This window comes from Nonomuraea sp. NPDC003804 (assembly GCF_040610675.1).
Taxonomy (GTDB): Bacteria; Actinomycetota; Actinomycetes; order Streptosporangiales; family Streptosporangiaceae; genus Nonomuraea.
Genome location: NZ_JBEXMT010000004.1, coordinates 263995 through 289522, shown reverse-complemented (window position 1 = coordinate 289522; position 25528 = coordinate 263995). Strand labels below are relative to the sequence as shown.

General features: G+C 72.3%; 26 protein-coding genes. 14 read left to right on the top strand and 12 right to left on the bottom strand.

Annotated features, from left to right (window positions below):
* Positions 1-10: 10 nt before the first annotated feature.
* The 6 genes from ABZX22_RS07505 to ABZX22_RS07480 are packed head-to-tail and all read right to left on the bottom strand — an operon-like array spanning position 11 to position 7246.
* Entirely contained in the window at positions 11-1156 is a 1146-nt protein-coding gene (locus tag ABZX22_RS07505) for an aldolase (protein WP_354906756.1), read from the bottom strand.
* A 32-nt stretch (positions 1157-1188) separates the two neighbouring features.
* On the bottom strand, positions 1189-2499 hold the full coding sequence (locus ABZX22_RS07500; RefSeq protein WP_354906755.1) for an FAD-dependent oxidoreductase: 1311 nt from the start codon (positions 2497-2499) through the stop codon (positions 1189-1191).
* A 21-nt stretch (positions 2500-2520) separates the two neighbouring features.
* Positions 2521-3666: a long-chain fatty acid--CoA ligase gene (locus tag ABZX22_RS07495; protein ID WP_354906754.1), complete on the bottom strand. Its 1146-nt coding sequence runs from the start codon at positions 3664-3666 to the stop codon at positions 2521-2523.
* Between the two features lie 32 nt (positions 3667-3698).
* Positions 3699-5159 carry an AMP-binding protein gene (locus ABZX22_RS07490; protein ID WP_354906753.1) on the bottom strand — a complete coding sequence of 487 codons (1461 nt, stop codon included), beginning with the start codon at positions 5157-5159 and terminating at the stop codon, positions 3699-3701.
* Positions 5160-5210: 51 nt separating this feature from the next.
* A complete protein-coding gene (locus tag ABZX22_RS07485; protein ID WP_354906752.1) occupies positions 5211-6203 on the bottom strand; it encodes a hypothetical protein in 993 nt (330 codons plus the stop codon).
* Positions 6200-7246, bottom strand: a complete 1047-nt coding sequence (locus ABZX22_RS07480) for an LLM class flavin-dependent oxidoreductase (RefSeq protein WP_354906751.1) — start codon at positions 7244-7246, stop codon at positions 6200-6202. Before ABZX22_RS07480 ends, ABZX22_RS07485 begins: the two co-directional genes overlap by 4 nt.
* A 160-nt stretch (positions 7247-7406) precedes the next feature.
* Between ABZX22_RS07480 and ABZX22_RS07475 the strand changes: the two genes are divergently transcribed.
* Positions 7407-7880: a hypothetical protein gene (locus ABZX22_RS07475; RefSeq protein WP_354906750.1), complete on the top strand. Its 474-nt coding sequence runs from the start codon at positions 7407-7409 to the stop codon at positions 7878-7880.
* On the opposite strand, the gene ABZX22_RS07470 is transcribed toward ABZX22_RS07475, so the two are convergent.
* Positions 7877-8797, bottom strand: coding sequence for an acyl-CoA dehydrogenase family protein (locus tag ABZX22_RS07470; protein WP_354906749.1), 921 nt, complete (start codon positions 8795-8797; stop codon positions 7877-7879). The two genes, ABZX22_RS07475 and ABZX22_RS07470, sit on opposite strands and share 4 nt — an antisense overlap.
* 172 nt (positions 8798-8969) lie before the next feature.
* Here ABZX22_RS07470 and ABZX22_RS07465 point away from each other — a divergent pair, with 172 nt between their 5' ends.
* The 3 genes from ABZX22_RS07465 (at position 8970) to ABZX22_RS07455 (ending at position 12364) form a co-directional block, all read left to right on the top strand.
* On the top strand, positions 8970-9530 hold the full coding sequence (locus ABZX22_RS07465) for a hypothetical protein (RefSeq protein WP_354906748.1): 561 nt from the start codon (positions 8970-8972) through the stop codon (positions 9528-9530).
* A gap of 57 nt (positions 9531-9587) precedes the next feature.
* Complete coding sequence (locus ABZX22_RS07460) at positions 9588-11333, top strand: proline--tRNA ligase (protein ID WP_354906747.1); 1746 nt, start codon at positions 9588-9590, stop codon at positions 11331-11333.
* A 176-nt stretch (positions 11334-11509) separates the two neighbouring features.
* Positions 11510-12364 carry an alpha/beta hydrolase gene (locus ABZX22_RS07455; protein WP_354906746.1) on the top strand — a complete coding sequence of 285 codons (855 nt, stop codon included), beginning with the start codon at positions 11510-11512 and terminating at the stop codon, positions 12362-12364.
* Here ABZX22_RS07455 and ABZX22_RS07450 read toward each other — a convergent pair.
* From ABZX22_RS07450 to ABZX22_RS07435, 4 genes are all read right to left on the bottom strand, one after another.
* Positions 12361-12567, bottom strand: coding sequence for a DUF4236 domain-containing protein (locus ABZX22_RS07450; RefSeq protein WP_354906745.1), 207 nt, complete (start codon positions 12565-12567; stop codon positions 12361-12363). The genes ABZX22_RS07455 and ABZX22_RS07450 overlap by 4 nt on opposite strands.
* Positions 12568-12633: 66 nt before the next feature.
* Positions 12634-12840 (bottom strand): DUF4236 domain-containing protein, encoded by a 207-nt coding sequence (locus ABZX22_RS07445; protein WP_354906744.1) that lies wholly within the window; start codon positions 12838-12840, stop codon positions 12634-12636.
* A 98-nt stretch (positions 12841-12938) separates the two neighbouring features.
* Positions 12939-13397 (bottom strand): ferritin-like domain-containing protein, encoded by a 459-nt coding sequence (locus ABZX22_RS07440; protein WP_354906743.1) that lies wholly within the window; start codon positions 13395-13397, stop codon positions 12939-12941.
* Between the two features lie 178 nt (positions 13398-13575).
* Positions 13576-14010, bottom strand: coding sequence for a hypothetical protein (locus ABZX22_RS07435; protein ID WP_354906742.1), 435 nt, complete (start codon positions 14008-14010; stop codon positions 13576-13578).
* A gap of 310 nt (positions 14011-14320) precedes the next feature.
* On the opposite strand from ABZX22_RS07435, the gene rimP reads away from it, so the two are divergent.
* The 8 genes from rimP (at position 14321) to truB (ending at position 22611) form a co-directional block, all read left to right on the top strand.
* Entirely contained in the window at positions 14321-14824 is a 504-nt protein-coding gene (gene rimP / locus ABZX22_RS07430; protein WP_354906741.1) for a ribosome maturation factor RimP, read from the top strand.
* Between the two features lie 11 nt (positions 14825-14835).
* Positions 14836-15840 (top strand): transcription termination factor NusA, encoded by a 1005-nt coding sequence (nusA, locus tag ABZX22_RS07425; RefSeq protein ID WP_354906740.1) that lies wholly within the window; start codon positions 14836-14838, stop codon positions 15838-15840.
* Entirely contained in the window at positions 15824-16120 is a 297-nt protein-coding gene (locus tag ABZX22_RS07420) for a YlxR family protein (protein ID WP_354906739.1), read from the top strand. Before nusA ends, ABZX22_RS07420 begins: the two co-directional genes overlap by 17 nt.
* A 125-nt stretch (positions 16121-16245) precedes the next feature.
* Entirely contained in the window at positions 16246-19338 is a 3093-nt protein-coding gene (gene infB, locus ABZX22_RS07415) for a translation initiation factor IF-2 (protein ID WP_354906738.1), read from the top strand.
* A gap of 497 nt (positions 19339-19835) precedes the next feature.
* Entirely contained in the window at positions 19836-20132 is a 297-nt protein-coding gene (locus ABZX22_RS07410; RefSeq protein WP_354906737.1) for a DUF503 domain-containing protein, read from the top strand.
* 21 nt (positions 20133-20153) lie between these two features.
* Entirely contained in the window at positions 20154-20630 is a 477-nt protein-coding gene (gene rbfA, locus ABZX22_RS07405) for a 30S ribosome-binding factor RbfA (RefSeq protein ID WP_354906736.1), read from the top strand.
* Complete coding sequence (locus ABZX22_RS07400) at positions 20627-21769, top strand: bifunctional oligoribonuclease/PAP phosphatase NrnA (RefSeq protein WP_354906735.1); 1143 nt, start codon at positions 20627-20629, stop codon at positions 21767-21769. The genes rbfA and ABZX22_RS07400 overlap by 4 nt, the downstream gene beginning before the upstream one ends.
* The gene (gene truB, locus ABZX22_RS07395) at positions 21751-22611 is read left to right on the top strand and encodes a tRNA pseudouridine(55) synthase TruB (protein WP_354906734.1); all 861 of its coding nucleotides are present in this window, start codon (positions 21751-21753) and stop codon (positions 22609-22611) included. Before ABZX22_RS07400 ends, truB begins: the two co-directional genes overlap by 19 nt.
* Before the next feature lie 19 nt (positions 22612-22630).
* Here the strand turns inward: truB and ABZX22_RS07390 are convergent, their stop codons facing one another.
* Entirely contained in the window at positions 22631-23617 is a 987-nt protein-coding gene (locus tag ABZX22_RS07390) for an SAM-dependent methyltransferase (protein WP_354906733.1), read from the bottom strand.
* A gap of 113 nt (positions 23618-23730) precedes the next feature.
* On the opposite strand from ABZX22_RS07390, the gene ABZX22_RS07385 reads away from it, so the two are divergent.
* Together ABZX22_RS07385 and ABZX22_RS07380 are read left to right on the top strand one after the other, a co-directional pair.
* Entirely contained in the window at positions 23731-24693 is a 963-nt protein-coding gene (locus tag ABZX22_RS07385) for a bifunctional riboflavin kinase/FAD synthetase (protein WP_354906845.1), read from the top strand.
* A 17-nt stretch (positions 24694-24710) separates the two neighbouring features.
* A complete protein-coding gene (locus ABZX22_RS07380; RefSeq protein WP_354906732.1) occupies positions 24711-25523 on the top strand; it encodes a pentapeptide repeat-containing protein in 813 nt (270 codons plus the stop codon).
* Positions 25524-25528: the final 5 nt, after the last annotated feature.

Below are 25528 nucleotides of genomic sequence, written 5' to 3'. Positions count from 1 at the left end.
GTGGCGCCGGTCAGCCGAGCGCCGAGTCCGCCCGGTGCAGGGCGGCGACCAGGGTCTTGATCGTGGCCGGCTCGTCCATCACGCCGCCGCCCGCCGCGCTGCGCTCCTCCCAGGCCCGCACCCGGGCGGCGTACGCGTCGTAGTGCGCCAGGTGGAAGGCATGGACGGTGGCGAACCGGGACACCAGGTGCGAGGGGTGCATGTCCCACCCCTGGTAGTAGCCGTGCGCCAGCGAGTGCCTGACCAGGGCCGCGTGCCTGCGCCACAGCGCGTGCACGTCCGCCGTCGCGGCCGAGGCGGGCGAGGCGGCCAGCGAGCCGTCCGACAGCTCGACCCCCGTCCCCGCGAACGCGGTCTGCATGACGTGGCGGGCGTGGTCGCAGGCGGGATGGTCCAGGCGCTGCTCGTGCGGCGGCAGACCGAGCGCGGCGGTGTAGTCGAAGACGCCGAAGTGGGCCGCCGCGAGCCGTCCGCCGAGCGACTCGGCCAGGTCGGAGCGCAGGAACAGCACCGTCTGCGGGGCCTCCACCTGGATCTCGAACCGCAGGGGGGCGGCGAGGCCGAGCTCGTTCTCCAGGGCGCCCAGCACCTGCGCGAACTGCCGCAGGTACTCCTCCATCAGCACCTTGGGGAAGGTGACCGTGAAGCCGGGCGGCAGCTCGCCGGCCCGGTCGAGCAGCTCGGCGAGGAACAGCTCCAGCGTGCGGATCGAGCGGTCGGGGTCGCCGTCGGCGAACGACTTGACCCGCAGCCCCCACCGGCGCGGCAGGCCGCCCTCGGCGTGCAGGTGGGCCAGCGCCGCCGCGGCCGCGACCGCGTCGCCGTCCTCGGCCCCCGGCCGCACGCCGTAGCCGTCCTCGAAGTCGATGCGCAGGTCCTCGACGGGCTCGGCGGCCAGCTTGGCGGCCACCCGCGCGTGCACGTCGGCCGCCAGCGCCGGGGGCAGCTCGAACACCTCGGCCATGGCGGCGGCGTCGGGCAGGTGGTCCTTCATCAGGTCGAGCGCCTGGCCGCCCCACGAGGCGGGTGTCGAGGAGGAGAACAGGTCGGCGGGGACGTAGACCGTGTGCACGGGCTGCCAGCCCGGCTTCGGCGCGGGATAGCGGGCCTGCTGGACCCGGTGGACGTCCGCGAAACCGGCGACGGTGATGCGCATCGTCACACGCTACCGAGCGCCGAGCGTCATGGTCACGGCGGTACGGGGGCCGACCGGCCGCAGGCGGCCAGCATCGCCTCCAGGCCGACCAGCTTGACCCGCTCGCCCCTGCCGAGCGTCCTGGCGAGGGCGACCTCGGCCGCCTCGATGGCCAGCCAGTCCTCGTAGGTGACGGGCCTGACACCGCGCTCGGCCAGCAGGTCGTCGATGCGGGCGACCGCGCCCGACGGGGCGTCGGCCAGCAGCGTACGGACGGTCTCGGCGGCGTCGGACTTGTTGGTGCCGATGACGCCGGTCGGCCCGCGCTTGAGCCAGCCCGCCACGTACTCGCGCTCGTGCACCCGGCCGGCGACGTTCGGCACGGTCATCGTCTCGGTGGAGAACGGCACGCCCGGCAGCGGCACGCTCTGGTAGCCGACCGAGCGCAGCACCATCCCGACCGGCAGCGTCTCGAACTCGCCCGTGCCCACCACCCTGCCCTCCTCGGACAGGCGCGTCCGCTCCAGGCGCAGGCCCTCCACCCGGCTGGTGCCCAGGATCTCCACGGGACGCAGCCAGAAGCGCACGTCCAGCCTGCGCGGGCGGCCCACCGGCGGGCGCTCCGACCACGACCGCAGCACCTCGATGTTGCCCCTGATCTGGCGAGGGAAGTCGGCGCCCAGCACCACCGCCTCGTCCGGCCGCACGCACACGTCGGCGTTGCCGACCTCGCCCAGCTCCCGCAGCTCCTTCAGGGTGAACTTGGCGTGCTCGGGCCCGCGCCGTCCGATCATGTGGATCGCCTTGACCTGGCTGTCGGCCAGCCGGGCCAGCACCTCGTCGGGCACGTCGGTACCGCTGAGCTCGTCGGCCGTCTTGGCCAGGACACGCACCACGTCCACGGCCACGTTGCCCACGCCGATCACGGCGACCTCGGGGCTGTCGAGCTCGAACATGTCGGGCGAGACGTCGGGGTGGCCGCAGTACCAGTTCACGAAGTCGGTGGCGGCGACGCTGCCGCGCAGGTGCTCGCCCGGGATGCCCATCTTCCTGTCGACCATCGCGCCCGTGCAGTAGACGACGGCGTCGTAGCAGGCCAGCAGGTCCTCGACGGAGACCTCGGCGCCGAGCGTCAGCCCGCCGAGAAACCGGATACGCGGGTCCTCGAGGACCCGCCTGAGGTAGTTGGCGATCGACTTGATCGAGGTGTGGTCGGGCGCGACGCCGTATCTCACCAACCCGTACGGCGTGGGCAGCCGCTCGAGCACGTCGACCTCGACCGGTTCCCTCGACTGCTTCACCAGCGCCTCAGCCGTGTAGATGCCGGCGGGGCCCGATCCGACGACTGCCACGCGCAACGACACGCTGCCTCCTCGGTGGCGACGCTATGTTCGTGATTGTGTACCGACCAGACGCAGGCGGCCAAGCTCGTCCAGGAATCCCGTATCGCCCGTCCTGACGAACCCGTCCTTGGCGAACACCCTCGCGTCCCCGTCTCCGACGTACCCGCTCATGACCGCCTGCGACCGCAGCAGCACCTCGCCCTTCTCCCCGGCGGGAAGCGGGTGACCCGCGGGGTCGCGGACGGACACGTCCACGCCGGGGCGCGGCCTGCCGACGGTCAGCTCGGCGTCCTGCGGCGGGTCGTCGGGGCGGGTGCCGAGCCCGAGCCCCGCCTCCGTGCACAGGTAGCGGTTGCAGACGGGCACGCCGAAGCGCGTCCGCAACCGCCTGATCAGCTCGGGCTCGGCGGGTCCCCCGCTGGACAGGACCAGGTCGAGCGAGGGCGGCTCGCCCGGCACCTCCAGGATGGCGGCCAGCTGCTCGGGCGTGCCGTGCAGCACCCGCAGCCGCCGCTCGCACACCAGGCGCAGCGCCGCCTCGGGGTCCCATCGCGGCAGCACGTGCGTCGTCCTGCCGGTCTGCAGGAACGCCGGCAGCCGGGTGGCGAAGGCCATGTGGCCCATCGGGTGCCACAGCAGGCGGGAGTCGCCCTGGCCCCAGCGGGCACCCGCCCCGTGGGCTCTGATCGCCTCCAGTTGTCGCTCCCCGAAGACCGCCGCCTTGGGCGGGCCGGTCCTGCCCGAGGTGTGGGTGATCACGACGGGGCGCCTGGGGTCGGGCGGCAGCGGGGGCGGCGGCGCCTCGTTCCTGGCCAGCCCGCCGAACCCGGTGCCGGCCAGCGTCACGACGTCGAGCCCCGGCAGGGCCGGCAGCAGGCCGGGAACGGTGACGACGATCAGCGGATCGAGCCGGGCGAGCAGGCGCACCCTCAGGGGATGGTGCGGGTCGACGCCCGCGGCGACCGCGCCGATCTTGACGGCGGCCACGTAACAGACGACGTACTCGGGACCGTCGGGCAGCACGAGGGCGACCACGTCGCCGATGCGTGTCCCGCGGTGGGCCAGGCCCGCGGCCACCTGGTCGGAGAGGCGGTCGAGATCGGAGAAGGACAGTCGGGAGATGCCGGAGTCGACCGCCACACGCCCCCCGAACCTGCGCGCGGCCTCCCCGGCCAGCAGGCGCAACATGGCGACTCCTGACGAAAAGGCGCACGAGATTCCTACCCGCCCCGTGCCGCCTCACGCAGGGCGATCTTGTCCAGCTTGCCGGTGGCGTTCACCGGCAGCTCGTCGAGGACGAACACGCGGCGGGGCACCTTGTAGTCGGCCATGTTGGCCTTGGCCCACGCGCGTAACCGCTCCTCGCTCACCTCGGCGCCCGCCCTCGGCACCACGTAGGCCCACCCCGCCTCGCCCGACCTGTCGTCCGGCACGCCGATCACCGCGGCCTGGGCCAGCGACCCCTCGTGCAGCAGCAGCGACTCGACCTCCGCGGGCGAGACGTTGAACCCGTTGACGATGTAGAGCTCCTTCTTCCTGTCCACGATCGTCAGGTTGCCCGCCGCGTCGAGCACCCCGATGTCGCCGGTGTGCAGCCATCCGCCGGCGTCGATCACCTCGGCGGTCTTGTCGGGCTCGCCCCAGTAGCCGCGCATCACGCCGTAGCCCCGCTGCAGGATCTCGCCGCGCTCGCCCTGCGGCACCTCCTTGCCCATGGCGTCCACGATCTTCACCTCGATGCCGGGCACCGGCCGTCCCGCCGAGCCCGCGATCACCTCGACGGGGTCGTCGTGCCTGGTCATCGAGACGACGGTGCCCTCCATGAGGCCGTAGGCGTTGATCATGCGTTCGAGGCCGACGCGCTCGACCAGCCGGGTGACGAGCGAGGCGGGCACGGCCGCCGCCCCGCAGATGGCCACCCGCAGCGACGACACGTCGCGCGGCCGCCGGTCGAGCTCCTCCAGGAGGCGGGCGAAGAGCGTCGGCGGCCCCGCCAGGATGGTGATCCCGCCACTCTCGACGAGCGTCGTCAGGGCGTCGGGGCTGAAGGCCGCGACGGGCATCATCGTCGCCCCGCGCATCACGCACGCCAGCAGCCCCGCGTTGAGACCGAAGCCGTGGGCGAAGGGGGCGATCACCGGGTAGCGGTCGCCTTCGCGCAGCGTGACGATCTCCGACCAGTCCCAGTAGCCGCGCAGGACCTGGGCGTGGTCGAGCATGACGCCCTTGGGGGTTCCCGTCGTGCCCGACGTGGACATGATCTCGCACAGGTCGTCCCCCCGGACGGCCAGCGCCCTGGCCTCCGCCTCCGCCACACTCGCCAGCGCGTCCCGGACACCCTCGAAGGGCCGTACGCCGGGCAGACGGTCCTCGCCGATCAGCATCGACACCCCGGTCCTTCGGGCCAGCTCGGCCGCCTCCAGCCGTTTCGCACGGGCCGAGATCGGCACGAGGACCGCGCCGGCGTCCCACACGCCGAAGGCGTGGACCGCCCACGACAGGTCGTTCGGCCCCCAGACGGCCACCCTGTCGCCTGCCCGCACGCCCTGGGCGATGAGCGCGCGGGCCACCGTCCGGGCGCGCTCGCGCAGCGCGGCCATGCCGAACTCGAGGGTGACGGGCGCGTCGGGACGCTCCCTCGCCCGCTCGCGCAGCATCCGGGGGATGGTTTCCCACTGCATGACGTGCTCCTACACGAGTCCTGCTACACGAGTCCTGCTACACGAGTCCTGCTACACGAGGGCGCGGTCCCTGCCGAGGTGGTGGCCGCGGTGGTCGGTGAGGATCCCGGGCGTCGCGGTCTCCACCGCCTCGGGCGAGACCTCGACGGCGATGGAGACGGGGGTGAGGGCCGCCAGGGCCTGCTGGATGCGGGAGCGCCACATCGGGTTGGCGACGAGGCTCTGCCGCGCGAAGGTCACGGTGAGCGTGGCGGAGTCGAGCGTGCCCTGCCTGCTGACGGCCAGCTCCCAGCCCGACACCCCGTCGACCTTCGACAGCGCCTTCTCGACGCGCGGCAGCGAGACCCAGACGCCGCGCACCAGCACGTGGTCGCCGACGGTGTGGGCGAGCCGTCCCTCGACGGTGACGTGCCCGGTGCGGACCGCGGTCTCGCCGTACGGGACGATCAGTTCGGCACGGCCGTCGGTCACCGTGGCGTCCTTGTCCAGCGCGCCGAACGCCAGCACGCCGTCGGCGAGCGGGACCAGCGGCTCGGCCTCGCCGGCCCGCCAGGCCAGCGCGCCGCCGGAGAAGGGGCTGGAGTAGACCTCGCTCACCTCGGCGGCGAACTCGGCGGCCAGGTGGCCGAGCGTCCGGCGGCCGGCGATCTCGCCGGTCAGGACGATGGTCCGCAGGCCCAGGTCGAGCGGGTCCAGCAGGAACTCCAGGTGCAGCCTGGCCAGGAAGTCCATCGCGCCCGTGGGGGTGGCCACCAGCGCCGTGGCCCCGAGCGCCTGCAGCGCGTGGTGCAGCCGCATCCTGCCACGCGGCCCCACCGAGGCGGCGGCCTCGGCCACGCCGGCGGCGGCCGCGGCCCACAGCCCGCCCGCGGGCTCGGCCAGCGCCACCACCACCCTGTCGCGCTCTCCCACGCCCGCCGCCCTGAGCGCCTGCGCGGTCAGCTCGGGCCGCAGCGGGAAGGCGAAGGAGGCGTCGGGCGCGAGGTGGAGCAGCCCTGTGGCGCTCCGCGGCGCCAGGTCGTCGCGGGTCAGCCACCGGGTCACTGCATCACCTCGGTCATGAAGGCGTTCATCGAGTCGCAGACCAGCTCATGGGCCAGCCCGCCCACCTGGCACTGCAGGATCAGGTCGGTCGCGCCCGCCTCGGCGATGCGGGCCACGGCCTTGCGTGAGCCCTCCACGTCGTCGACCACGACCATCAGGTGCTCGCGCAGCGTCGCCATGGCCTCCTCGGGTGGCATCCCGGCCGCCAGCTGGCCGAGCACGCGGTGGGTGGCGTGCCGGGCGTCGTAGTAGTCGGGCGGGGTGACCAGGTTGACCTGCCGGCGGATGTACCACAGGACCGCGTCGGCGGCCTCGTCGCGCGCGGTGCCGACGTACCACGGGATCATCAGCGCGACGCGCCGCGTGGCGGGGTCGAAGCCGTTGTCGGCCAGGCACTCCTTGTAGCGGGCGATGTCGGCGGCCACGTCGTCGACGCCCTTGAGCATGGTCATGCCGAGCAGGTTGTAGCCGTGCCTGGCCGCGGCCAGATAGCCGTCGAGCGAGGTGGACGCCACCCACACCGGCGGGTGCGGCACCTGGGCGGGGCGCGGGTAGACCGCCACGTCGGGGATCTCGAAGAACTCGTTCGACCTGCTGATCGGCTCGCCGTCGGCCCGCCAGATGTCCAGCGTCGCGGCCAGGCTGTCCTCCCAGATCTGGCGCGACTTCTCGAACGGCCGCTGGAAGGCCTGGTACTCCAGCGGCGAGGCCCCGCGTCCGGTGCCGAACTCCACCCTGCCGCCGCTCAGCACGTCGAGGGTGGCCACGCGCTCGGCCGTCCTGATCGGCGACTGGAACGGCAGCAGCACCACGCCGAGCCCCAGATGGATGCGGGTGGTGCGCTGGGAGATCGCCGCCAGGACCAGGTCGGGCGCCGAGGAGTGGGAGAAGCCGCGGGTGAAGTGGTGCTCGACGAACCACGCGGTGTCGAAGCCCAGGCGGTCACCCAGGACGACCTGCTCGATCACGTTCTCGAACGCCTGCTGTTCGACCTCGCGGGTCCGCCCGCGGACCTCCAGCTCGTATCCCAGGCTGATCCGCATCCACGCCTCCCGTTTGATAACCAAGCGCTCGCTTGGTTGAGCGTAGCAGTCGACCCGGACTTGCGGGAAGGGCGCGGGGAGATCAGAGTGAGTGTCCGTGAGCGCGGAGAAGCGGCGAAAGCAGGGGCTGAGGCGGTCGAAGGACGGCACCCACCCGGAGATGAGAGCGCGTCGCGCCCGAGAGGCTCCCGACGAGCCGGCCTTCGTCGAGGCCCGCAGGTTCGAGGCGTTCGGCAGGGTGATGGCGGCGCTGGCGAGCGAGGCGGAGTTCATCGAGTCGTGCCGCGACCTCACCTGGTGGCGCGGCGCCGACCACAGCTGGCACATCTCCTGGCGCGACGGCCCCTACGCCGGCGAGGTCGCCGCGCTCCTGGCCGAGCATGTGGGTGAGGACGTGGCCGAGGACGTGGGTGCGTACGGCCGCGCCGGAGACCTGGTCGGCCCGGCCGGTACCGGCACCCGTTCCTCTGCCGTGCTCGAGGTGATGGGGGTGCGCTTCGAGCTGCGCGCCGTCGATCCGCTCGGCAAGTCGAGGGCCGGTGCACGGCCGCAGTTCTGGCGGCTGGCCGAGGCGCTCGACACCACCCGCAGCGGCAACGCCAGGCGGCCGTGGGAGGAACTGCTCGGCGGCTAGCCGATCTCCAGGCGCGCCCGGTGCGCGTGGGGCGGGCCGAACAGCTGCGCGTCGGAGGTGGCGCGCTTGAAGTAGCGGTGGGCCGCGTGCTCCCACGTGATGCCGATCCCGCCGTGGATCTGGATGCCGTCGCCGGCCGCCTTCAGGTAGGCCTCCGAACAGTAGGAGCCCGCGATCGCCGCGTTCTCCCTCGTCGGCTCCCGCGCCGCCGCCCACGCCGCCGACCGCGCCGACTCCACCACCAGCAGCAGGTCGGCCAGCCGGTGCTTGATCGCCTGGAAGGAGCCGATGGGGCGGCCGAACTGGTGGCGCAGCTTGGCGTAGGCGGTGGCCTCCTCCAGGCACCTGCTCGCTCCGCCCACCTGCTCGGCGGCCAGCGCGACCACCCCCAGGTCGCGGACCCGCTCCCAGGTCGCGCCGTCGCCGGCCCGCCGTACAGGGACGTGGTCGAAGGACAGCGCGGTGAGCGGGCGGCTCTCGTCCATCGTCGCGTACGGCACGCGCTCCGACGGCTCTGCCTCGACCAGCCGTCCGCCCACGTAGACGAGCACGGTCTCGGCGTCGAGCACGTAGGGCGCCCGGCCGGTGAGCCGCTCGCTCTCAAGGACGCAGGAGTGCTCGCCCGGCAGCACGACGGTGGCCGTGCGCGTCCCCTCCGCGATCGCCCCGAGCAGCGCCGGATCGTCGGTGGCGGCGGCGGCCATGACGGCCGTCTGGAGGAAGGGGTGCGGCGACAGCGCTCTGCCGATCTCCTCGGCCACGACGGCCAGCTCGCGGATGCCGCATCCCGCTCCGCCGTACGCCTCGGGGACGGCGAGCCCCGCTGTCCCGAGTTCGCCCGCGAAACGCGCCCACGGCGCGTGCGGATGGGCGGCGAGAAAGGACCGGACGGTCGCCCGCAGCTCGGAAAGGCTCACGAGAGCCGATGCTAACCAAGCAATTGCTTGTTATGCCAGTGACCTCCGGTTGACCGAAATTTACTTTGGCTGTAAGTCCGCATAGTCTGATTAGTGCACTATGGAGAAGTTTGCTCTTGATTACGCTGATTTCGCCGAATATGATCGGCGACAGCGTGCCATTCAGCGCCACGTGCTGGCCGCCTTCCTCGGGGGAGTGGTGGTCGGCTTCATCGGCGCGCTCGTCGCGCCCATCGACCCGGGGATCTACGACCCCTACGTCTACTTCGCGCTGCCCATCCTGGTGGGCGCGACCGCGAGCGGGTTCGGGTGGGCCCTGCTGGCCACCTTCCTCGCCGTCGTCACCACCCTGGTGGCGGCCATGGGAGGCAGCGCGCTGCGCGGCGACCTGGGCTTCGACGCCATCGGCGACACCGCCGTGGGGCTCAACATCCTGGTCGCCCACCTGGTGGTGCTCGGCCTGCTCGCCTACGTCACCCGCAGGCGCGACCTGTGGGGCGACCTGGCCACCGGCATCATCTCGGGCCTGCTGCTGGGCGACATCATCGACCGCGCCACCCCCGGCGGGCTCGACTGGCACGCCGGCTTCTGGCCCGCTCCCGCCCTCGGCCTCGCCGGCCTCGCCCTCCTCAGCCTCATCGCGCTCCGGCGCACCACGGCCGGCAGGCTGCGCGCCGCCGTGGTCGCCTGCGTGGTCACGGGAGCCTTGGCGGGCGCGCTCCTGGCCCTGTAGCGGGGGAAAGTCGGTAGCCTGTAGGTCTTCACCTCCAGTCCCTAACGAGGAGTAGCCGTGTTGCTGCGCATGTCGTCGTTGTTGCTTCGCACCCTGCGGGACGACCCGGCAGACGCGGAGGTCCCGAGCCACAAGCTCCTCGTCCGTGCCGGCTACGTCCGCCGCGTGGCGCCCGGGATCTACTCCTGGCTCCCGCTGGGCAAGATCGTCCTGGAGAACGTCACCCGCGTCGTCCGCGAGGAGATGAACCGCATGGGCGGCCAGGAGGTGCTCTTCCCCGCCCTGCTGCCCCGCGAGTTCTACGAGTCGACGGGCCGCTGGACCGAGTACGGCGACACGCTCTTCCGCCTCAAGGACCGCAAGGGCGGCGACTACCTGCTCGGCCCCACCCACGAGGAGCTGTTCACCGACATGGTGAAGGGCGAGTACTCCTCCTACAAGGACTACCCCGTCACGCTCTACCAGATCCAGACGAAGTACCGCGACGAGGCCAGGCCCAGGGCGGGCATCCTGCGCGGTCGCGAGTTCCTCATGAAGGACTCCTACTCCTTCGACCTCGACGACGACGGCCTCAAGCGCTCCTACGAGCAGCACCGCGAGACCTACATCCGCACCTTCGACCGCCTCGGCATCGACTACAAGATCTGCTTCGCCACCTCGGGCGCGATGGGCGGCTCGGCGTCGGAGGAGTTCCTGGCGCCCACGCCCACCGGCGAGGACACCTTCGTCAACTGCCACCACTGCGGCTACGCGGCCAACGCCGAGGCCGTCGTCACGCCCGCGCCCGCCGTCAGGCCGCTCGAGGGACAGCCCGCGCTGCAGGTGCTCGACACCCCCGACACCCCGACCATCGAGACGCTGGTGTCGTTCGTCAACGCCGAGCACGGCCTCGGCATCACCGCGGCCGACACCCTCAAGAACGTCGTCGTCAAGGTCACCACCCCCGGCTCTGACAAGGCCGAGACGCTGATCATCGGCGTGCCCGGCGACCGCGAGGTCGACTTCAAGCGCCTGGAGGCCGCCCTGGCCCCCGGCGAGCCCGCCATCTTCGAGGCCGACGACTTCGCCAGGCACCCCGGCCTGGTGCGCGGCTACATCGGCCCGCAGGTGCTCAAGGACCTCGGCATCCGCTACCTCGTCGACCCGCGCGTGGTCACTGGCACCTCCTGGGTGACCGGCGCCAACGAGCAGGGCAGGCACGCCGCCAACGTCGTGGCCGGCCGTGACTTCTTCCCCGACGGCACCATCGAGGCCGCCGAGGTCCGCGCGGGCGACGCCTGCCCCCGCTGCGGCAACGAGCTGTCCATCGACCGCGGCATCGAGATCGGCCACATCTTCCAGCTGGGCCGCAAGTACGCCGACGCCGCCGGGCTCGACGCCCTCGGCCCCGACGGCAAGCCGATCAGGATCACGATGGGCTCCTACGGCATCGGCGTCTCGCGCGCCGTGGCCGTGATCGCCGAGCAGAAGTACGACGAGCTCGGCCTGGTCTGGCCGCGCGAGGTGGCACCCGCCGACGTCCACATCGTCGGCACGGGCAAGGAGAACCAGGTCGAGGTGGCCGTCCAGCTCGCCGAGGAGCTCGAGTCGCGGGGGCTGCGCGTCCTGGTCGACGACCGGCCCTCGGTCTCGCCCGGCGTCAAGTTCAAGGACGCCGAACTGCTCGGCCTGCCCACCATCCTGGTCATCGGCCGCGGCCTGTCCCAGGGCGTCGTCGAGCTGCGCGACCGCGCGTCGGGGACCAAGGAGGAGATCCCGCTGGCCGAGGCCGCCGAGCGCGTGCTCGCCGCCTGCCGCGGCTGAGCCGCCCCTGACGGTACGGCGGGCGGCCGCCTGTCCGGCTCGCCCGCCCCGGCGCGGGTTCGGCGTCCCGCCGTTCGCCCGCCCGGCTCGCCGGTGGCCGTCTGTCCGGCTCGCCCGCCCTGGCGCGGGTTCGGCGTCCGCCGTTACATCACCACCTCACGGGCAGCTGTGTCCCCGTGAAGCATCGACACATCGACGTGGACGGGGTGCGGACCTTCTACCGGGAGGACGGCCCCGAGGACGCCCCTGTCGTGCTCCTCCCGCACGGCTACCCGTCGTCCTCGTTCCAGTACCGGCACTTCATGCCCGCGCTGGCCGACCGGTGGCGGCTGGTCGCGCCCGACTATCCCGGCTTCGGCTACAGCGCCACGCCCGCGGACTTCCCGTACACCTTCGACGGCTACGCGACCTTCCTCGACCGGTTCGCCACCCTCCTGGACCTCCGGCGCTACGCCCTCTACCTGCACGACTACGGCTCGCAGATCGGCCTGCGGCTGGCCATGACGGCGCCCGAGCGCGTCACCGGTCTGATCATCCAGAACGGCGACATCTACGAGGACGAGTTCGGCCCCAAGTACAAGCCGCTCCAGGACCACTGGGCCAGCCCCACCCCCGCCGGCCGCGCCCGCCTCAGCCAGGCGGTCAGCCAGGAGGGGTTCATGGACGAGTTCGTCGGCGAGGTGGCCGACCACCTGGTCGAGCGGATCAGCCCCGACCTGTGGCGGCTGTCGTGGCCGCTGATGGACACGCCCACGCGGCGCGAGATCGCCGTGGGGCTCATGGAGGGGCTGAAGGAGAACCTCGAATGGTTCCCCCGCTACCAGGCCTATCTCGGGGAGCACCGGCCCCCGACGCTGATCGTCTGGGGGCCGCAGGACGGCTACATGCCGGAGGGTGCGGCCCGCGCCTACCTGCGCGACCTGCCCGACGCCGAGTTGCACCTGCTGGAAGGCGGGCACTGGGCGCTGGAGACGAACCTGACGGAGATCATCGCCCTCTCCCGCGACTTCCTGGCCCGCCTGCCGCGCTAGTAGCGGTAGTGGCGGTGCCGGCGACCGCCGAGGGACTTGCTGAGGTGGAAGCCGCCCGGCAGCCGGAGCGTGAGGTGGCGGCGGCCGTCAGGGGTGGTGCTCACGTGGAACCTGTGGTTGCCGAAGCTGTGCCCGACCCCGTGCCGAGACAGGTGGATCCTGAACGGTCCCACCTTGATCGACTTGCGGTAGTGCCAGCCCATCGATCCTCCTAGGGGAAAAGTCCGTGGTGCCGGGAAAACGACCGGCACCACGGCAGAGTTCCCAGGTCAGCGGTGACCGCTGCGCCCCAGGGTCTTGCGCCAGTGGAAGCCGCCCGGCAGATTCACCGACAACGTCCGCCGCCCGTCGGCGGTCCTCGTCACGCGGAAGGCCCTGGCGCCCCAGCTGTGGCCGACCCCGCCACGGGACAGGTTGAGTCGGAACGGGCCTATGTTGATGGACTTCTTGAAGCTCCAGCCCATGAATGCCTCCATCGGGGGGAATGTGACCCGCCCCGGCTACCCATGACGATCGTTTCCAACCTGTCCCGAGGGCGAGAGGGTTCACGCGCCCGCCCGGGGCGAGCGGGGTGTCAGCGGCTCGGCGTCGGCGCCGGGGTCGCCGGCGGCGCCCCGGCGCGCGGGGGCATGCCGGGGAAGGCCGTGCTGACCGCGGGGCGGAAGCCGTACGACCTGACGGCCGACTCCTGCATGGCCAGCGCCGCCAGGCGGCGCGTCGCCGGCTCGCTCGCGGCGGCCAGCTCCAGGTAGGCCGCCGTGATCCCCGCCTCCACCTGGACGGCCAGCCGGACGGCCGCCGCCGCGGAGCCGGGCACGGAGGTCAGCGTGTAGGCCGCCTCCGGCTCGGCGGGCTTGCCACCCGCGGCCGAGACGAGCGCGCGCAACTGGTCGCGCCTGGCCCGGTGGGCGTCGAAGGCGGCCGTCACCTTGTCACGCAGGTCGCCCGTCGTGCGCGCGCCCATCAGGCCATAGGCGTAGACGGCCGCGTGCTCGGCGGCCAGCGCCTTGTTCACGGCCTGCACGTCTGTCACCGCGGACTCCCTCCGGCCTCGCCTGCCGTCCCCATGAGCACCGCCTGAAGAGCCTCCGTGTGCCTCGCCCGAAGAGCCTCCGTGTGCCTCGCCTGAAGAGGCCCCGTGCGCCTCGCCTGCGGAACCCGCATGCGCCGCGCCGTGCCGGGGGCGGGGCATCCGGGGGATCCGGCGGCGCTCACAGCGACCTCGGCAGCGCCTGCGCGTGCAGCGCCTCGCAGGCGCCGATGCTGGCGATCAGCTGGGCCAGGGCGGGGGAGGCGGCGCCGAGCTGGCGGGCGCGCGTGGCGGCCGCCTTCCGCTCGGCCTCGCGCAGCCTGCTCAGCGACACCCTGGCCGGTTTCTTCGACGGCGACGGCGGCGCCGAAGGGGTGGCCGAGACGGCGGGCGCCGGCTCGGCGGGCAGCCGCCGGCGCAGCTCGGCCAGGTGCTCCTCGTGCCGGGCCAGGAACGGCGCCAGCTTCGTCTCGCCGGCCTTCACCAGGACGGTGTAGAGATCGATCGTGCGCTCCTTGCCGGCGATCAGCTCGCGCAGCAGGAGATGCTCAGGGTCGGGCGCCTTCGGGGCGGCAGGCTCGGGGGTGCCGGCCGTACAGCCGGAGAGCGCCGCCATCGCCGCGCTCCCGGCGAGCACGGCGCGCCGGGACAGGGGAGGTGAGGACGACCTCCGGTCGGATGAGGAAGGCACAGTGCATCGTAAGGGGTGGGGCGGGCCGTTGGCGCGTTCCGCCTGTCGTGCCGCGGTGCGATGCCGAGGTGTGATGCCGAGGTGCGGTAGGGTCTCGCTCTCGTGAGCCCGCGCCGCTCGAGCGTGTCGAGTGGCGCTCTTTCCGTGCCCTGGTACGGATAGGGTATGAGCAGTCGTCGACTGAGCGGCCGCCACCACGGGCGGTCATGGATCGCAACACAATAGGGAGGTCGATATGGGCAGCGCATCATCCCGCGACCACCTGATGAAGCTCCTGGAGCCCGTCGTCGCCACCGCAGGTCTCGACCTGGAGGACGTGACGATCACCCGCGCGGGCAGGCGAAGCGTGCTGCGCGTGGTCGTCGACAAGGACGGCGGGGTGACGCTCGACGACATCGCCGAGGTCAGCCAGGCCGTGTCCGACACGCTCGACGGCGACGACACGATGGGCCAGGCGCCCTACACGCTCGAGGTCTCCTCGCCGGGCGTCGACCGCCCACTCACCGAGCCGCGCCACTGGCGCCGCGCGGCCAAACGCCTGGTCAAGGCGGAGCTGCGTGACGGCGGCCTGGTCGAGGGCCGCGTCCTCGGCGCCGACGACGACGGTGTGGAGATCGACGTCGCGGGCGCGCTGCGCAGGATCGACTATCAGGACCTGGCCCGAGGACGGGTGCAGGTGGAATTCCGCCGGTTCGAGGACGAGGAAGACGACCTCGACGACGACGGCGACGAGGGCTAAGGGGGAGCCTCGTGGACATCGACATGAGCGTCCTGCGCAGCCTTGAGCGGGAGAAGGACATCTCCTTCGACCTGGTCGTGAAGGCGATCGAGGACGCGCTGCTGATCGCCTACTTCCGCACGGAGGGCGCCGCGGCGAAGGCCAGGGCCGAGCTCGACCGTGCCACCGGGCACGTCACGATCTACGCCGCCGAGCTCGACGACGACGGCGACATCGTCAGGGAGTACGACGACACCCCCGGCAACTTCAGCCGCATCGCGGCCACCACCGCCAAGCAGGTCATCCTGCAGCAGCTGCGCGACGCCGAAGACGAGATCAACTTCGGCGAGTTCGCCAGCCGCGAGGGCGAGCTGGTCTCCGGCGTGATCCAGCAGGGCCAGGACCCGCGCGTGGTGCTCGTCGACCTCGGCAAGATCGAGGCCGTGCTGCCCCACAACGAGCAGGTGCCAGGGGAGGACTACGTCCACGGCGAGCGCATCCGCGCCTACGTGGTGCAGGTGAAGAAGGGCCACAAGGGCCCCTCGGTGACGCTGTCGCGCACCCACCCCGGCCTGGTGAAGAAGCTCTTCGCGCTGGAGGTGCCCGAGATCGCCGACGGCACCGTCGAGATCGCGGCGGTCGCCCGCGAGGCGGGACACCGCACCAAGATCGCGGTGCGTTCCCGCAAGTCGGGCGTCAACGCCAAGGGCGCGTGCATCGGTCCGATGGGCTCGCGCGTGCGCAACGTGATGACCGAGCTGCACGGCGAGAAGATCGACATCATCGACTGGTCGGAGGACCCCGCGGACTTCGTCGGGAATGCCCTGTCGCCGGCGCGCGTTTCTCATGTCGAGGTTCTCGACCTGGACGGCAGGGTGGCGCGGGTCACCGTGCCCGACTACCAGCTCTCCCTGGCCATCGGCAAGGAAGGGCAGAACGCCCGGCTCGCCGCACGGCTGACGGGATGGCGGATCGACATTCGTCCGGACACCCAGGCGGATGATCCCGCCGGTTCCGTAGATGCGTCCAAGCGGTAAGCTGGAATATGGTGGCCAGGCGGCCCCGCTGAGAACGTGCGTGGGCTGCAGGGTTCGCACGGCTAAGTCCGAGCTGCTCCGTCTGGTGCTGGTCAAGGACCATGTGGTCCCTGACCTGCGCGGACAGCTCCCTGGCCGGGGTGCATCGCTGCATCCTGACCTGAGCTGTCTGGAGCTCGCCGAGCGTCGCCGAGCGTTTCCGCGCGCTTTTCGCGTGCCGGGGCCGCTTGACGTCTCGCGACTGCGAGCGCACCTGGAGGGAGAACCACATGTCATGTAGGACGCCGAGTTGATGGGCGGAGTCAGATTGCTATGAGCGCCTGATGAGCACGCGGCGATGAAGACGTCAAGGTAACGACGGTCCGGACGGCACTGCCAGCCTCCCGGGCCGAGTAAGGGAGTGCAGTGGCGAAGGTCCGGGTATACGAGCTCGCTAAGGAGTTCGGCGTCGAGAGCAAGGTCGTGATGGCCAAGCTCCAGGAGATGGGAGAGTTCGTCCGTTCGGCGTCCTCGACCATAGAAGCGCCGGTAGTCCGCAGGCTCACCGAAGCTTTGGGCGTATCCAAGCCCACGAAGGGCGGCGGTTCGCCGTCCAAGCCGCAGCCGCCGAGGGCTGCCCCCCGGCCGGGCGACGCCCAGGCCGGCAGTGGCGCCCCTGAGGCGCCTGTCTCGTCGAGCCCGCGTCCGGGCCCGATTCCGAAGCCGGGGCCGCGCCCCGGTCCCGCCGGCGGCACCCCGCGTCCGCCGGTTCCGATGCCTCACCAGACGCAGCCGGAGGCCGCGCGCACCGAGCAGCCGCGCGAGGCCCCGCAGGCGCCTCGCTTCGAGGGTCCGCGCCCCACGCCCGGTCCTCGTCCCGGCCCCGCCGCGCGTCCCGGTCCGCGTCCCGGCCAGCAGGGCGGCCGTCCCGCCGGTCCTGGTGGCCAGCAGCAGGGCGCGCCGCGCCCGGGCGGTCAGTCCGGTCCCGGCGGCCAGCGTGACGGCGGCCCGCGTCCCGGTCCCAAGCCCGGTCCGCGTCCCGGCCCCCGTCCCGGCAACAACCCGTTCTCGTCCAACGCGACCGGCATGGGCCAGCGCCCGCCGCGTCCGGGTGGCCCGCGTGACGGCGGTCCCCGCGAGGGCGGCCCGCGTCCCGGTGGCCCGCGTGACGGCGGTCCGCGCGACGGCGCGATGCCGCGTCCGCCCGCCGGTCGTGGCCAGGGCGCTCCCGGCGCCGGCGGACCGCGTCCCGGTCCTGGTGCCGGTGGTCCGCGTCCCGGTCCCGGTGCGGGTGGTCCCCGTCCCGGTGGTCCGCGTCCCAACCCGATGATGATGCCGCAGGGCCGTCCTGCCGCTCCCGGTGGCGGCGCGGGCCGTCCCGGCGGCGGTGGCGGGCGTCCCGGTGGTGGCGGCGGCTTCGCCGGCCGTCCCGGTGGCGGCGGTGGTCGTCCCGGCGGCGGTGGCGGCGGCGGTTTCGCCGGTCGTCCCGGTGGCGGCGGCGGCGCAGGCCCGCGCACCGGCACCGGTGGTGGCGGTGGCGGCGGTGGTTTCGCCGGCCGTCCCGGTGGTGGCGGTCGCGGTCGCGGCGGCGGTACCGCAGGCGCGTTCGGCCGTCCTGGCGGCCGTCCGGCGCGTGGTCGCAAGTCCAAGCGCCAGAGGCGTCAGGAGTTCGACAACATGTCGGCGCCGTCGATCGGCGGCGTGCAGGTTCCGCGCGGCAACGGCGCGACGATCAGGCTTCCGCGTGGTGCGTCGCTGTCCGACTTCGCCGACCGCATCGGCGCCAACCCCGCGTCGCTGGTGCAGATCATGCTGCACCTCGGCGAGATGGTGACCGCCACGCAGTCGGTCAACGAGGAGACCCTGCAGCTGCTGGGCGCCGAGCTCGACTACAACATCCAGGTCGTCAGCCCGGAGGAGGAGGACCGCGAGCTTCTCGAGGCCTTCGACATCGAGTTCGGCGAGGACGAGGGCGACGAGGGCGACCTCGCGGCGCGTCCGCCGGTGGTGACCGTCATGGGTCACGTCGACCACGGTAAGACCAAGCTGCTCGACGCCATCCGCAACACCAACGTGGTGGCGCGCGAGGCCGGTGGCATCACCCAGCACATCGGTGCCTACCAGGTCTCCACCGAGCACGAGGGCGAAGACCGGCGCATCACCTTCATCGACACCCCCGGTCACGAGGCGTTCACCGCCATGCGTGCCCGTGGTGCCAAGGCCACCGACATCGCCGTCCTGGTGGTCGCGGCCGACGACGGTGTGAAGCCGCAGACCATCGAGGCGCTCAACCACGCCCAGGCGGCCGACGTGCCCGTCGTGGTCGCGGTCAACAAGGTCGACAAGGAGGGCGCCGACCCCAACAAGGTCAGGGCCCAGCTCACCGAGTACGGCCTGGTGGCCGAGGAGTACGGCGGCTCGACCCTGTTCGTCGACATCTCCGCCAAGAACGGGACCGGCATCGAGAACCTGCTCGAGGCCATCCTGCTCACCGCGGACGCCGAGCTCGACCTGCGGGCCAACCCGTCGATGGACGCCCAGGGCATCACCATCGAGGCGCGCCTGGACAAGGGCCGCGGCCCCGTCGCGACCGTCCTGGTCCAGCGCGGCACGCTGCGCGTCGGCGACTCGATCGTCTGTGGCGAGGCCTTCGGCCGCGTCCGGGCGATGCTCGACGACAACGGCGACCCGGTGGACGAGGCCACGCCGTCCTTCCCCGTCCTGGTGATGGGTCTGACGGCCGTGCCGAGCGCCGGAGACAACTTCATCGTCGTCTCCGACGACCGGATGGCCAGGCAGATCGCCCAGCAGCGCGCGGCGCGCAAGCGCAGCGCCGACATGGCGAAGTCGAGCCGTCGCCGCACCCTCGAGGAGCTGTTCAGCGATCTCGAGAAGGGCCGCGTCGACGAGCTCAAGCTCATCATCAAGGGTGACGTGTCCGGTTCGGTCGAGGCCCTGGAAGACGCCCTGCTCAAGATCGACGTCGGCGACGAGGTCAGGCTCCGTGTCCTGCACCGCGCCGTCGGTGCGATCACCGAGTACGACGTCAACCTGGCCGTCGCCGACGACAACGCGGTCATCATCGGCTTCAACGTCAGGCCCGAGCCCCGGGCCCGCGACCTGGCCGAGCGCGAGGGCGTCGACATCCGCTACTACTCGGTCATCTACCAGGCGATCGAGGAGATCGAAGCGGCGCTCAAGGGCATGCTCAAGCCCGAGTTCGAAGAGGTCCAGATGGGCACCGCCGAAGTCCGCGAGGTCTTCAAGGTGCCGAAGATCGGCAACGTCGCCGGTTCGCTGGTCCGCACGGGCACGATCGTGCGCAACAGCAAGGCCCGGCTCATCCGGGACGGTGTCGTCATCGCCGACAACCTCACCGTGTCGTCGCTGCGTCGCTTCAAGGACGACGCGACCGAGGTCCGCGAGGGCTTCGAGTGCGGTATCGGTGTCGGGTACAACGACATCAAGCTCGACGACGTCATCGAGACGTACGAGATGCGGGAGAAGCCGCGCGTGTGACGCACGGTAGGGCGCCCGGCGAGGCCTTCGCCGGGCGCCCCTCGCACGCCGGCGTTCTTGCGGCTCTCCCACCCTGGCCCCGGGACCTGTTCCCGGGCGCCGCGGCTCTGAGCGGCCGTCGTGGACGAGCGTGTCCCTGGGCCGCGGGGCTTGCCCGCCGGCAGGGTGCGGCCCGAGTCCGGGCCGCCGTGCCCGGTGCCGCCGGGCCGCAGGCGGACCCGACGCGCCCGCCGCGCTCCGCGGCGGGCGTCGCCCGAGGGCGGAAGCCGGACGAGCCGGCGAGGTGTGCAGTCTCACCCCTACGAACCGGACTAACCGCTCGTACGGGTACGTTGTCGATACTGGTGCCGATCGTGTCCGCACGGACGGCACCGCCGCACGCCAGGGGACGGCCCGGGCGCGCGGAGCGTGCGAGGAACCGGACAGGGCTCTCCACCGCGGCCCGCCCGGACGGCCTCGCCCGCGACCGGACATCGGACCTGCGGTGGTTGCCAACGATGTATGTCGGTGCCCTGACCCTGGACATCCTGCTCGGCGACGTGCACTCGCTGAAGCAGAAGCGATCCGTGGTGCGTCCCATCGTCGCCGAGGTGCAGCGGCGCTTCCCCAGCGTCGCCGTCGCCGAGACCGGCCATCTCGACCTGCACCGCAGGGCGGAGATCGGCATCGCCGTCGTCTCCGCCACCGCGGGCAACTGCGGCGAGGTGATGGACGCCTGCGAGCGGCTGGTGGCCTACCGCCCCGATATCGAGTTGCTGTCGGCCAGGCAGCGGCTCTACAACGACGAAGACTGACCGAACACTAGGGGGATCAAGATGGTGGACGCCGCACGGGCACGCAAGCTCGCCGACCGCATCCAGCAGGTCGTCGCCGAGATGCTGGAGCGCCGGATCAAGGACCCGCGCCTGGGCTTCGTGACCGTGACCGACACACGTATCACCGCTGACCTGCGGGAGGCGACGGTCTTCTACACGGTGTTCGGCTCCGAGGCCGAGCGCGCCGACAGCGCCGCGGCGCTGGAGAGCGCGAAGGGGATCATCCGCTCGGAGGTGGGCAGGCAGACCGGCGTCCGCTTCACTCCGACGCTGACGTTCAAGCACGACCCGCTGCCCGACAGCGCCCGCCAGATGGACGAACTGTTCGCGGCGGCGAAGGAGCGTGACGCGGAGGTGGCCAGGCGGGCCGAGGGCGCCGCCTACGCGGGTGAGGCCGACCCGTACAAGAAGCCGGAGCTCGACGAGGACGAGGACGAGGACGAAGTCTCCGATCGCGCGGGATACTCCGCGACGTGACGCCGGACGTGCGTGACGAGACCCGCCGCCGGTCCGCCGGACCTCCTCCGGGTACGGCGGGCGGCGGTTCGGCGCGCCCCGCGTCCGCCGGCGCCCCCGAACGTGCGGGCCTGAGCACGCAGGCGGGCGGTCCGGTCGCGGGAGCACCGCAGGCGATCCCCGAAGCGGTGTGGGACCGGGCGCTCGAGCTGATCCGCGACGCCGACGAGGTGGCGCTGGCCTGCCACATCTCGCCCGACGGCGACGCGCTCGGCTCGATGCTGGCCGCGGCCAAGGCACTGGTCGCGATGGGCAAGCGGGTGGTCGCCTCCTTCGGCGAGCGCAGGTTCGCGGTTCCCAGGCTGCTGCGGTTCCTGCCCGCGCAGGATCTGCTCACGGTCCCCTCCGCCTTCCCCGCCGAGCCCGAGGTGATGATCACCTTCGACTCCTCGACGCTCGACCGGCTCGGGCTGCTGGCGGCCAACGCGGGCAAGGCGCGGGAGGTGATCGTCGTCGACCACCACGCCTCCAACGACGGCTTCGGCACCGTGAGCCTCATCGACCCCGGTGTGGCGGCGACGGCCGTCCTCACCGAGGAGCTGATCCGGCGCCTCGGGCAGCCGCTCGACCGCGACATGGCGACGCTGCTGTACGTCGGGCTGGTGACCGACACCGGCTCGTTCCGCCACTCCTCGACGACGCCTGCCGCGCACCTGATGGCGGCCAGGCTCGTGGCGGCCGGGCTGCGCACCGACGAGATCGCCCGCGAGCTGTGGGACCGTTCCCCGTTCGGGTACCTGAAGGTGCTCGGCGCGGCCCTCGACCGCGTGGTGCTGGACGACGACCTGGTGTGGACGTATGTCACCCACACCGACAGGGCCGCCTACGGCCTGCCGTACTCTGAGGTGGAGGCGATCATCGACGTGATCCGCCGCACCGACGAGGCCGACGTCGCGGTGGTGCTGAAACAGGACGACGACGGCGTGTGGCAGGTGTCCACCCGTTCCAAGGGCGGGGTCGACGTCGGCGCGATCTGCACGGCGCTCGGCGGCGGCGGCCACCGGTACGCGGCGGGATTCACCTCCCACGACGGCGTTGACGTGACGATGGACCGGTTTCGAGAACTGCTGAGGAAGAGTAGATGGCCGAGAGCGGTCTGATCATCGTGGACAAGCCCGCCGACTGGACCTCCCACGACGTGGTCGGCAAGATGCGGCGCATCGCGGGCACCCGGCGGGTCGGGCACGCCGGCACGCTCGACCCGATGGCCACCGGCGTGCTGGTGATCGGCGTGGAGAAGGCGACCCGGCTGCTGGGACACCTCGCGCTGACCGAGAAGGTCTACGAGGCGACGATCAGGCTGGGCGTCACCACCAACACCGACGACGCCGAGGGCGAGGTCATCGCCACCGCGGCGACGGACGGTGTGACGGCCGAGGCCGTGCGCAAGGGCATCGAGGCGCTGACCGGACGGATCATGCAGGTGCCTCCGCAGGTGTCGGCGATCAAGGTGAACGGCGAGCGCGCCTACAAGCGGGCGCGGGCCGGCGAGGAGGTCGAGCTGGCCGCCCGGCCGGTCACCGTGTACGACTTCGCCGTCGAGTCCATCGACGGGCCCGACATCAGGGCGACGATCAGGTGTTCCAGCGGGACCTACATCAGGGCCCTGGCCAGGGACCTGGGGGCGGCGCTCGGGGTCGGCGGTCACCTGACGTCGCTGCGGCGCACCAGGGTGGGGCCGTACGACCTGTCCCTCGCCAGGACGATCGAGGAGCTGGCCGGTGAATGCGTGGTGCTGCCGATCGGCGCGGCCGTGTCGGCGGCCTTCCCCCGGCGGGACGTGACCGCCGAGGAGGCGCGGGTGGTCTCGCACGGCGGGCGGCTGCCGTCGGCCGGGCTCGGCAAGGGGCCGATCGGGGTGTTCGGGCCGGACGGGGAGCTGCTGGCGCTGGTGGAGGAGCAGGGGCGAACCGCTCGCCCCCTGGCGGTCTTCGCCGGCTGACCGGCTCCCCAGCAGCCGGCTACGGCTTGCGGGCGACCATGATGTCGCGGACGATCGCCTGGTCCACCCAGTGGGCGAAGTCGGGGTAGTCGCACACCTCGAGCCCGTGCGCGGCCAGGATGGCGGCGAGGTCGTCGCGCGACCCGCCGTAGGTGTTCCAGGCGATGCCGATCGCCCCGCCCGGCCGTAGCAGCTCCGCCCACACCGGCACCGCCTTGGCGATGAGCTGGAGCGGGCTGCGGGACAGGCCCGTCGCGCCCTTGCTGCCGTGCTGCACGCCGTACGGCGCGTCGGTCACGACGACGTCGAACGAGCGCGGCCTGAAGAACTCGCGGCCGCGCAGGGTGTCGGCGTTGACCACGGCCACCTGCTGCGTCTCGCCCGCCTTGAACGCCTCCTTCGACAGCCCGAACGACACGTTGAGCCGCCGGCCGATCAGCGTCCGCTCCCGCCTGACCGGCACGGTCTCGGCGGTGTGCTTGAGCCGCTTGTTCTTCAGCCACGTCTTGAGGAAGCCGCTGTAGGCGTCGAAGTCCTTGCCGTCGACGTCGATGCCGTAGGCGTCGTAGCCGTACATGAGGGCCTGGTTGAGCGTGGTGCCGCGGCCGCACATCGGGTCGAACACCGACAGGTGGCCGTCCAGCGGGAAGTCGGAGGCCAGCACGGTGACGTTGAGCAGCAGCTTGGTGAAGTGCTCGTTGGTCTTGCCCGCGTACTTCTGGATGGTGATGAGGTCGCTGGAGAGCCGGTCGAGCGGGCGCATCTGCAGGGGCCGCAGCAGGTCGCCCTCGATGCCGAAGATCGCGTAGACGGACGACAGGTTCGACAGCAGCCCGAGGTCGGGCTCGTCGGCCTCGAACGTCACGTACGGCACGCCGCCGATCCGCGTCTCCTCCACGTCGGAGACGGCCGCGAAGACCTCCAGCTCGCTGCGTGTCAGGCGGACGGCGCTCTCGCCGTAGACCCGGTTGAAGGCGGGCAGGATCAGCAAGGCGTATCGGGACATGCAGCGGATGGTACCGCCTGGGCTGTTTCGCCTGCTCCCGGTCGGAACACCGGCACCCGCCGTCACCCCGTTGCGAAACACCCCGCGCGGCATGGCACGCTTGAGGGTGGTTGATCCGCCACGAGAGCGAATGGGGCGCGGGCGTGCAGGAGTCGGGAAGATCCGTCGTCACTGTCGGCGTGTTCGACGGCGTGCACCTCGGTCACCGGCGGGTGGTCGAGCGCGCCGTGGCCGTCGCCCGCTCGCTCGGTCTGCCGTGCGTGGCGCTGACGTTCGAGCCGCATCCCGCCGAGGTCGTCAGGCCCGGCACCCAGCCGCCCCGGCTGACCACCGCGCGGCAGCGGGCCGAGCTGCTGGCCGCGCTGGGCGTCGACGAGGTGCTTGTGGTGCCGTTCACGATGGAGCTGTCGCGCCTCAGCCCCGCCGACTTCGCCCAGAGCGTGCTCGCCGAACGGCTGCGCGCGGCGGCGGTCGTGGTCGGCGCGAACTTCGCCTTCGGCCACAAGGCCGCCGGTGACCCCGCGACCCTGCGCGAGCTGGGCGACAAGTACGACTTCACGGTCGAGGAGATCCCCCTGGTGTCCGGTGTTTCATCCACTCTGGTCCGCGAGCTCGTCGCCGCGGGCGACGTCGAGTCCGCGGCCGAGGCGCTGGGCCGCCCGCACCGGGTGGAGGGCGTCGTCGTGCGCGGCTACCAGCGCGGCCGCCAGCTCGGCTTCCCCACGGCCAACGTCGAGACCGCGCCCAACACCGCCATCCCCGCCGACGGCGTCTACGCGGGCTGGCTGCGGTGCGTCGCGGTCGGCAACCTGCCGGCCGGCTACGACGGCTGCGTCTGGCCCGCCGCCATCTCGGTCGGCACCAACCCCACCTTCGAGGGCGTGCCGCGGACGGTGGAGGCCTACGCGCTCGACCGGGACGACCTCGACCTGTACGGCATGCACGTGGCCGTCGACTTCGGCGCACGCCTGCGCGGCAACACCAGGTTCGACTCCATCGAGGCGCTCATCGACCAGATCCATGCCGACGTGGCCGAGGTCCGCCGCCTGACCGGCGGACGGCCGCACCCCGCCTGAGCACCTGAGGAACATCTGTGGGACACCATGGGGACGAGGGAGCCGGCGGCCGCCGGGCCCTGGCGTCGCTGCGTGCCGACTGCGCGAGCTGCGCCGGCCTGTGCTGCGTCGTGCCGGCGTTCGCGGCCTCGGCCGACTTCGCGATCGACAAGCCTGCCGGGACGGCGTGCCCGAACCTGCGCGCCGACCACCGCTGCGGCATCCACGCCCGGCTGAGGGACAAGGGCTTCCCCGGCTGCACCGTCTACGACTGCTTCGGCGCCGGCCAGCAGGTCACCCAGGCGGGTCTGGCGGGCCGGGCCGGCGAGGTCTTCCCCGTCATGCGCGACCTGCACGAGCTGCTCTACTACGTCACCGAGGCGCTGGGCTGGCCGGCGGCCGAGGCCGTCCACGGGGAGCTGGGCCGGGCCGCCGACGAGATCGAGGAGCTCATCGGCGGTGACGCCGACGTCCTGGTGAAGGCCGACACGGGGGCGCTGCGCGCGGCGGTCGCGCCCCTGCTGCGGCAGGCCGGCGAGCTGGTGCGCGGCCACGGCGGGCAGCGGCTCGGGCGCACGATGAAGCCGGATCTCATGGGTGCCAGGCTCAAGGGGGCCGACCTGCGCCGCGCGAGCCTGCGGGGCGGCTACCTGATCGGCGCCGACCTGCGGGGCGCGGACCTGCGCGGAGCCGACGTGATCGGCGCCGACTTCAGGAACGCCGACCTGAGCGGCGCCGACCTGCGCGGCTGCCTGTTCCTCACCCAGTCACAGCTCGACGCCGCCAGGGGAGACGCGGCCACGCGCATCCCGCCGTCGCTCAGCCGCCCGGGACACTGGCGACGGGGGTGACCGCC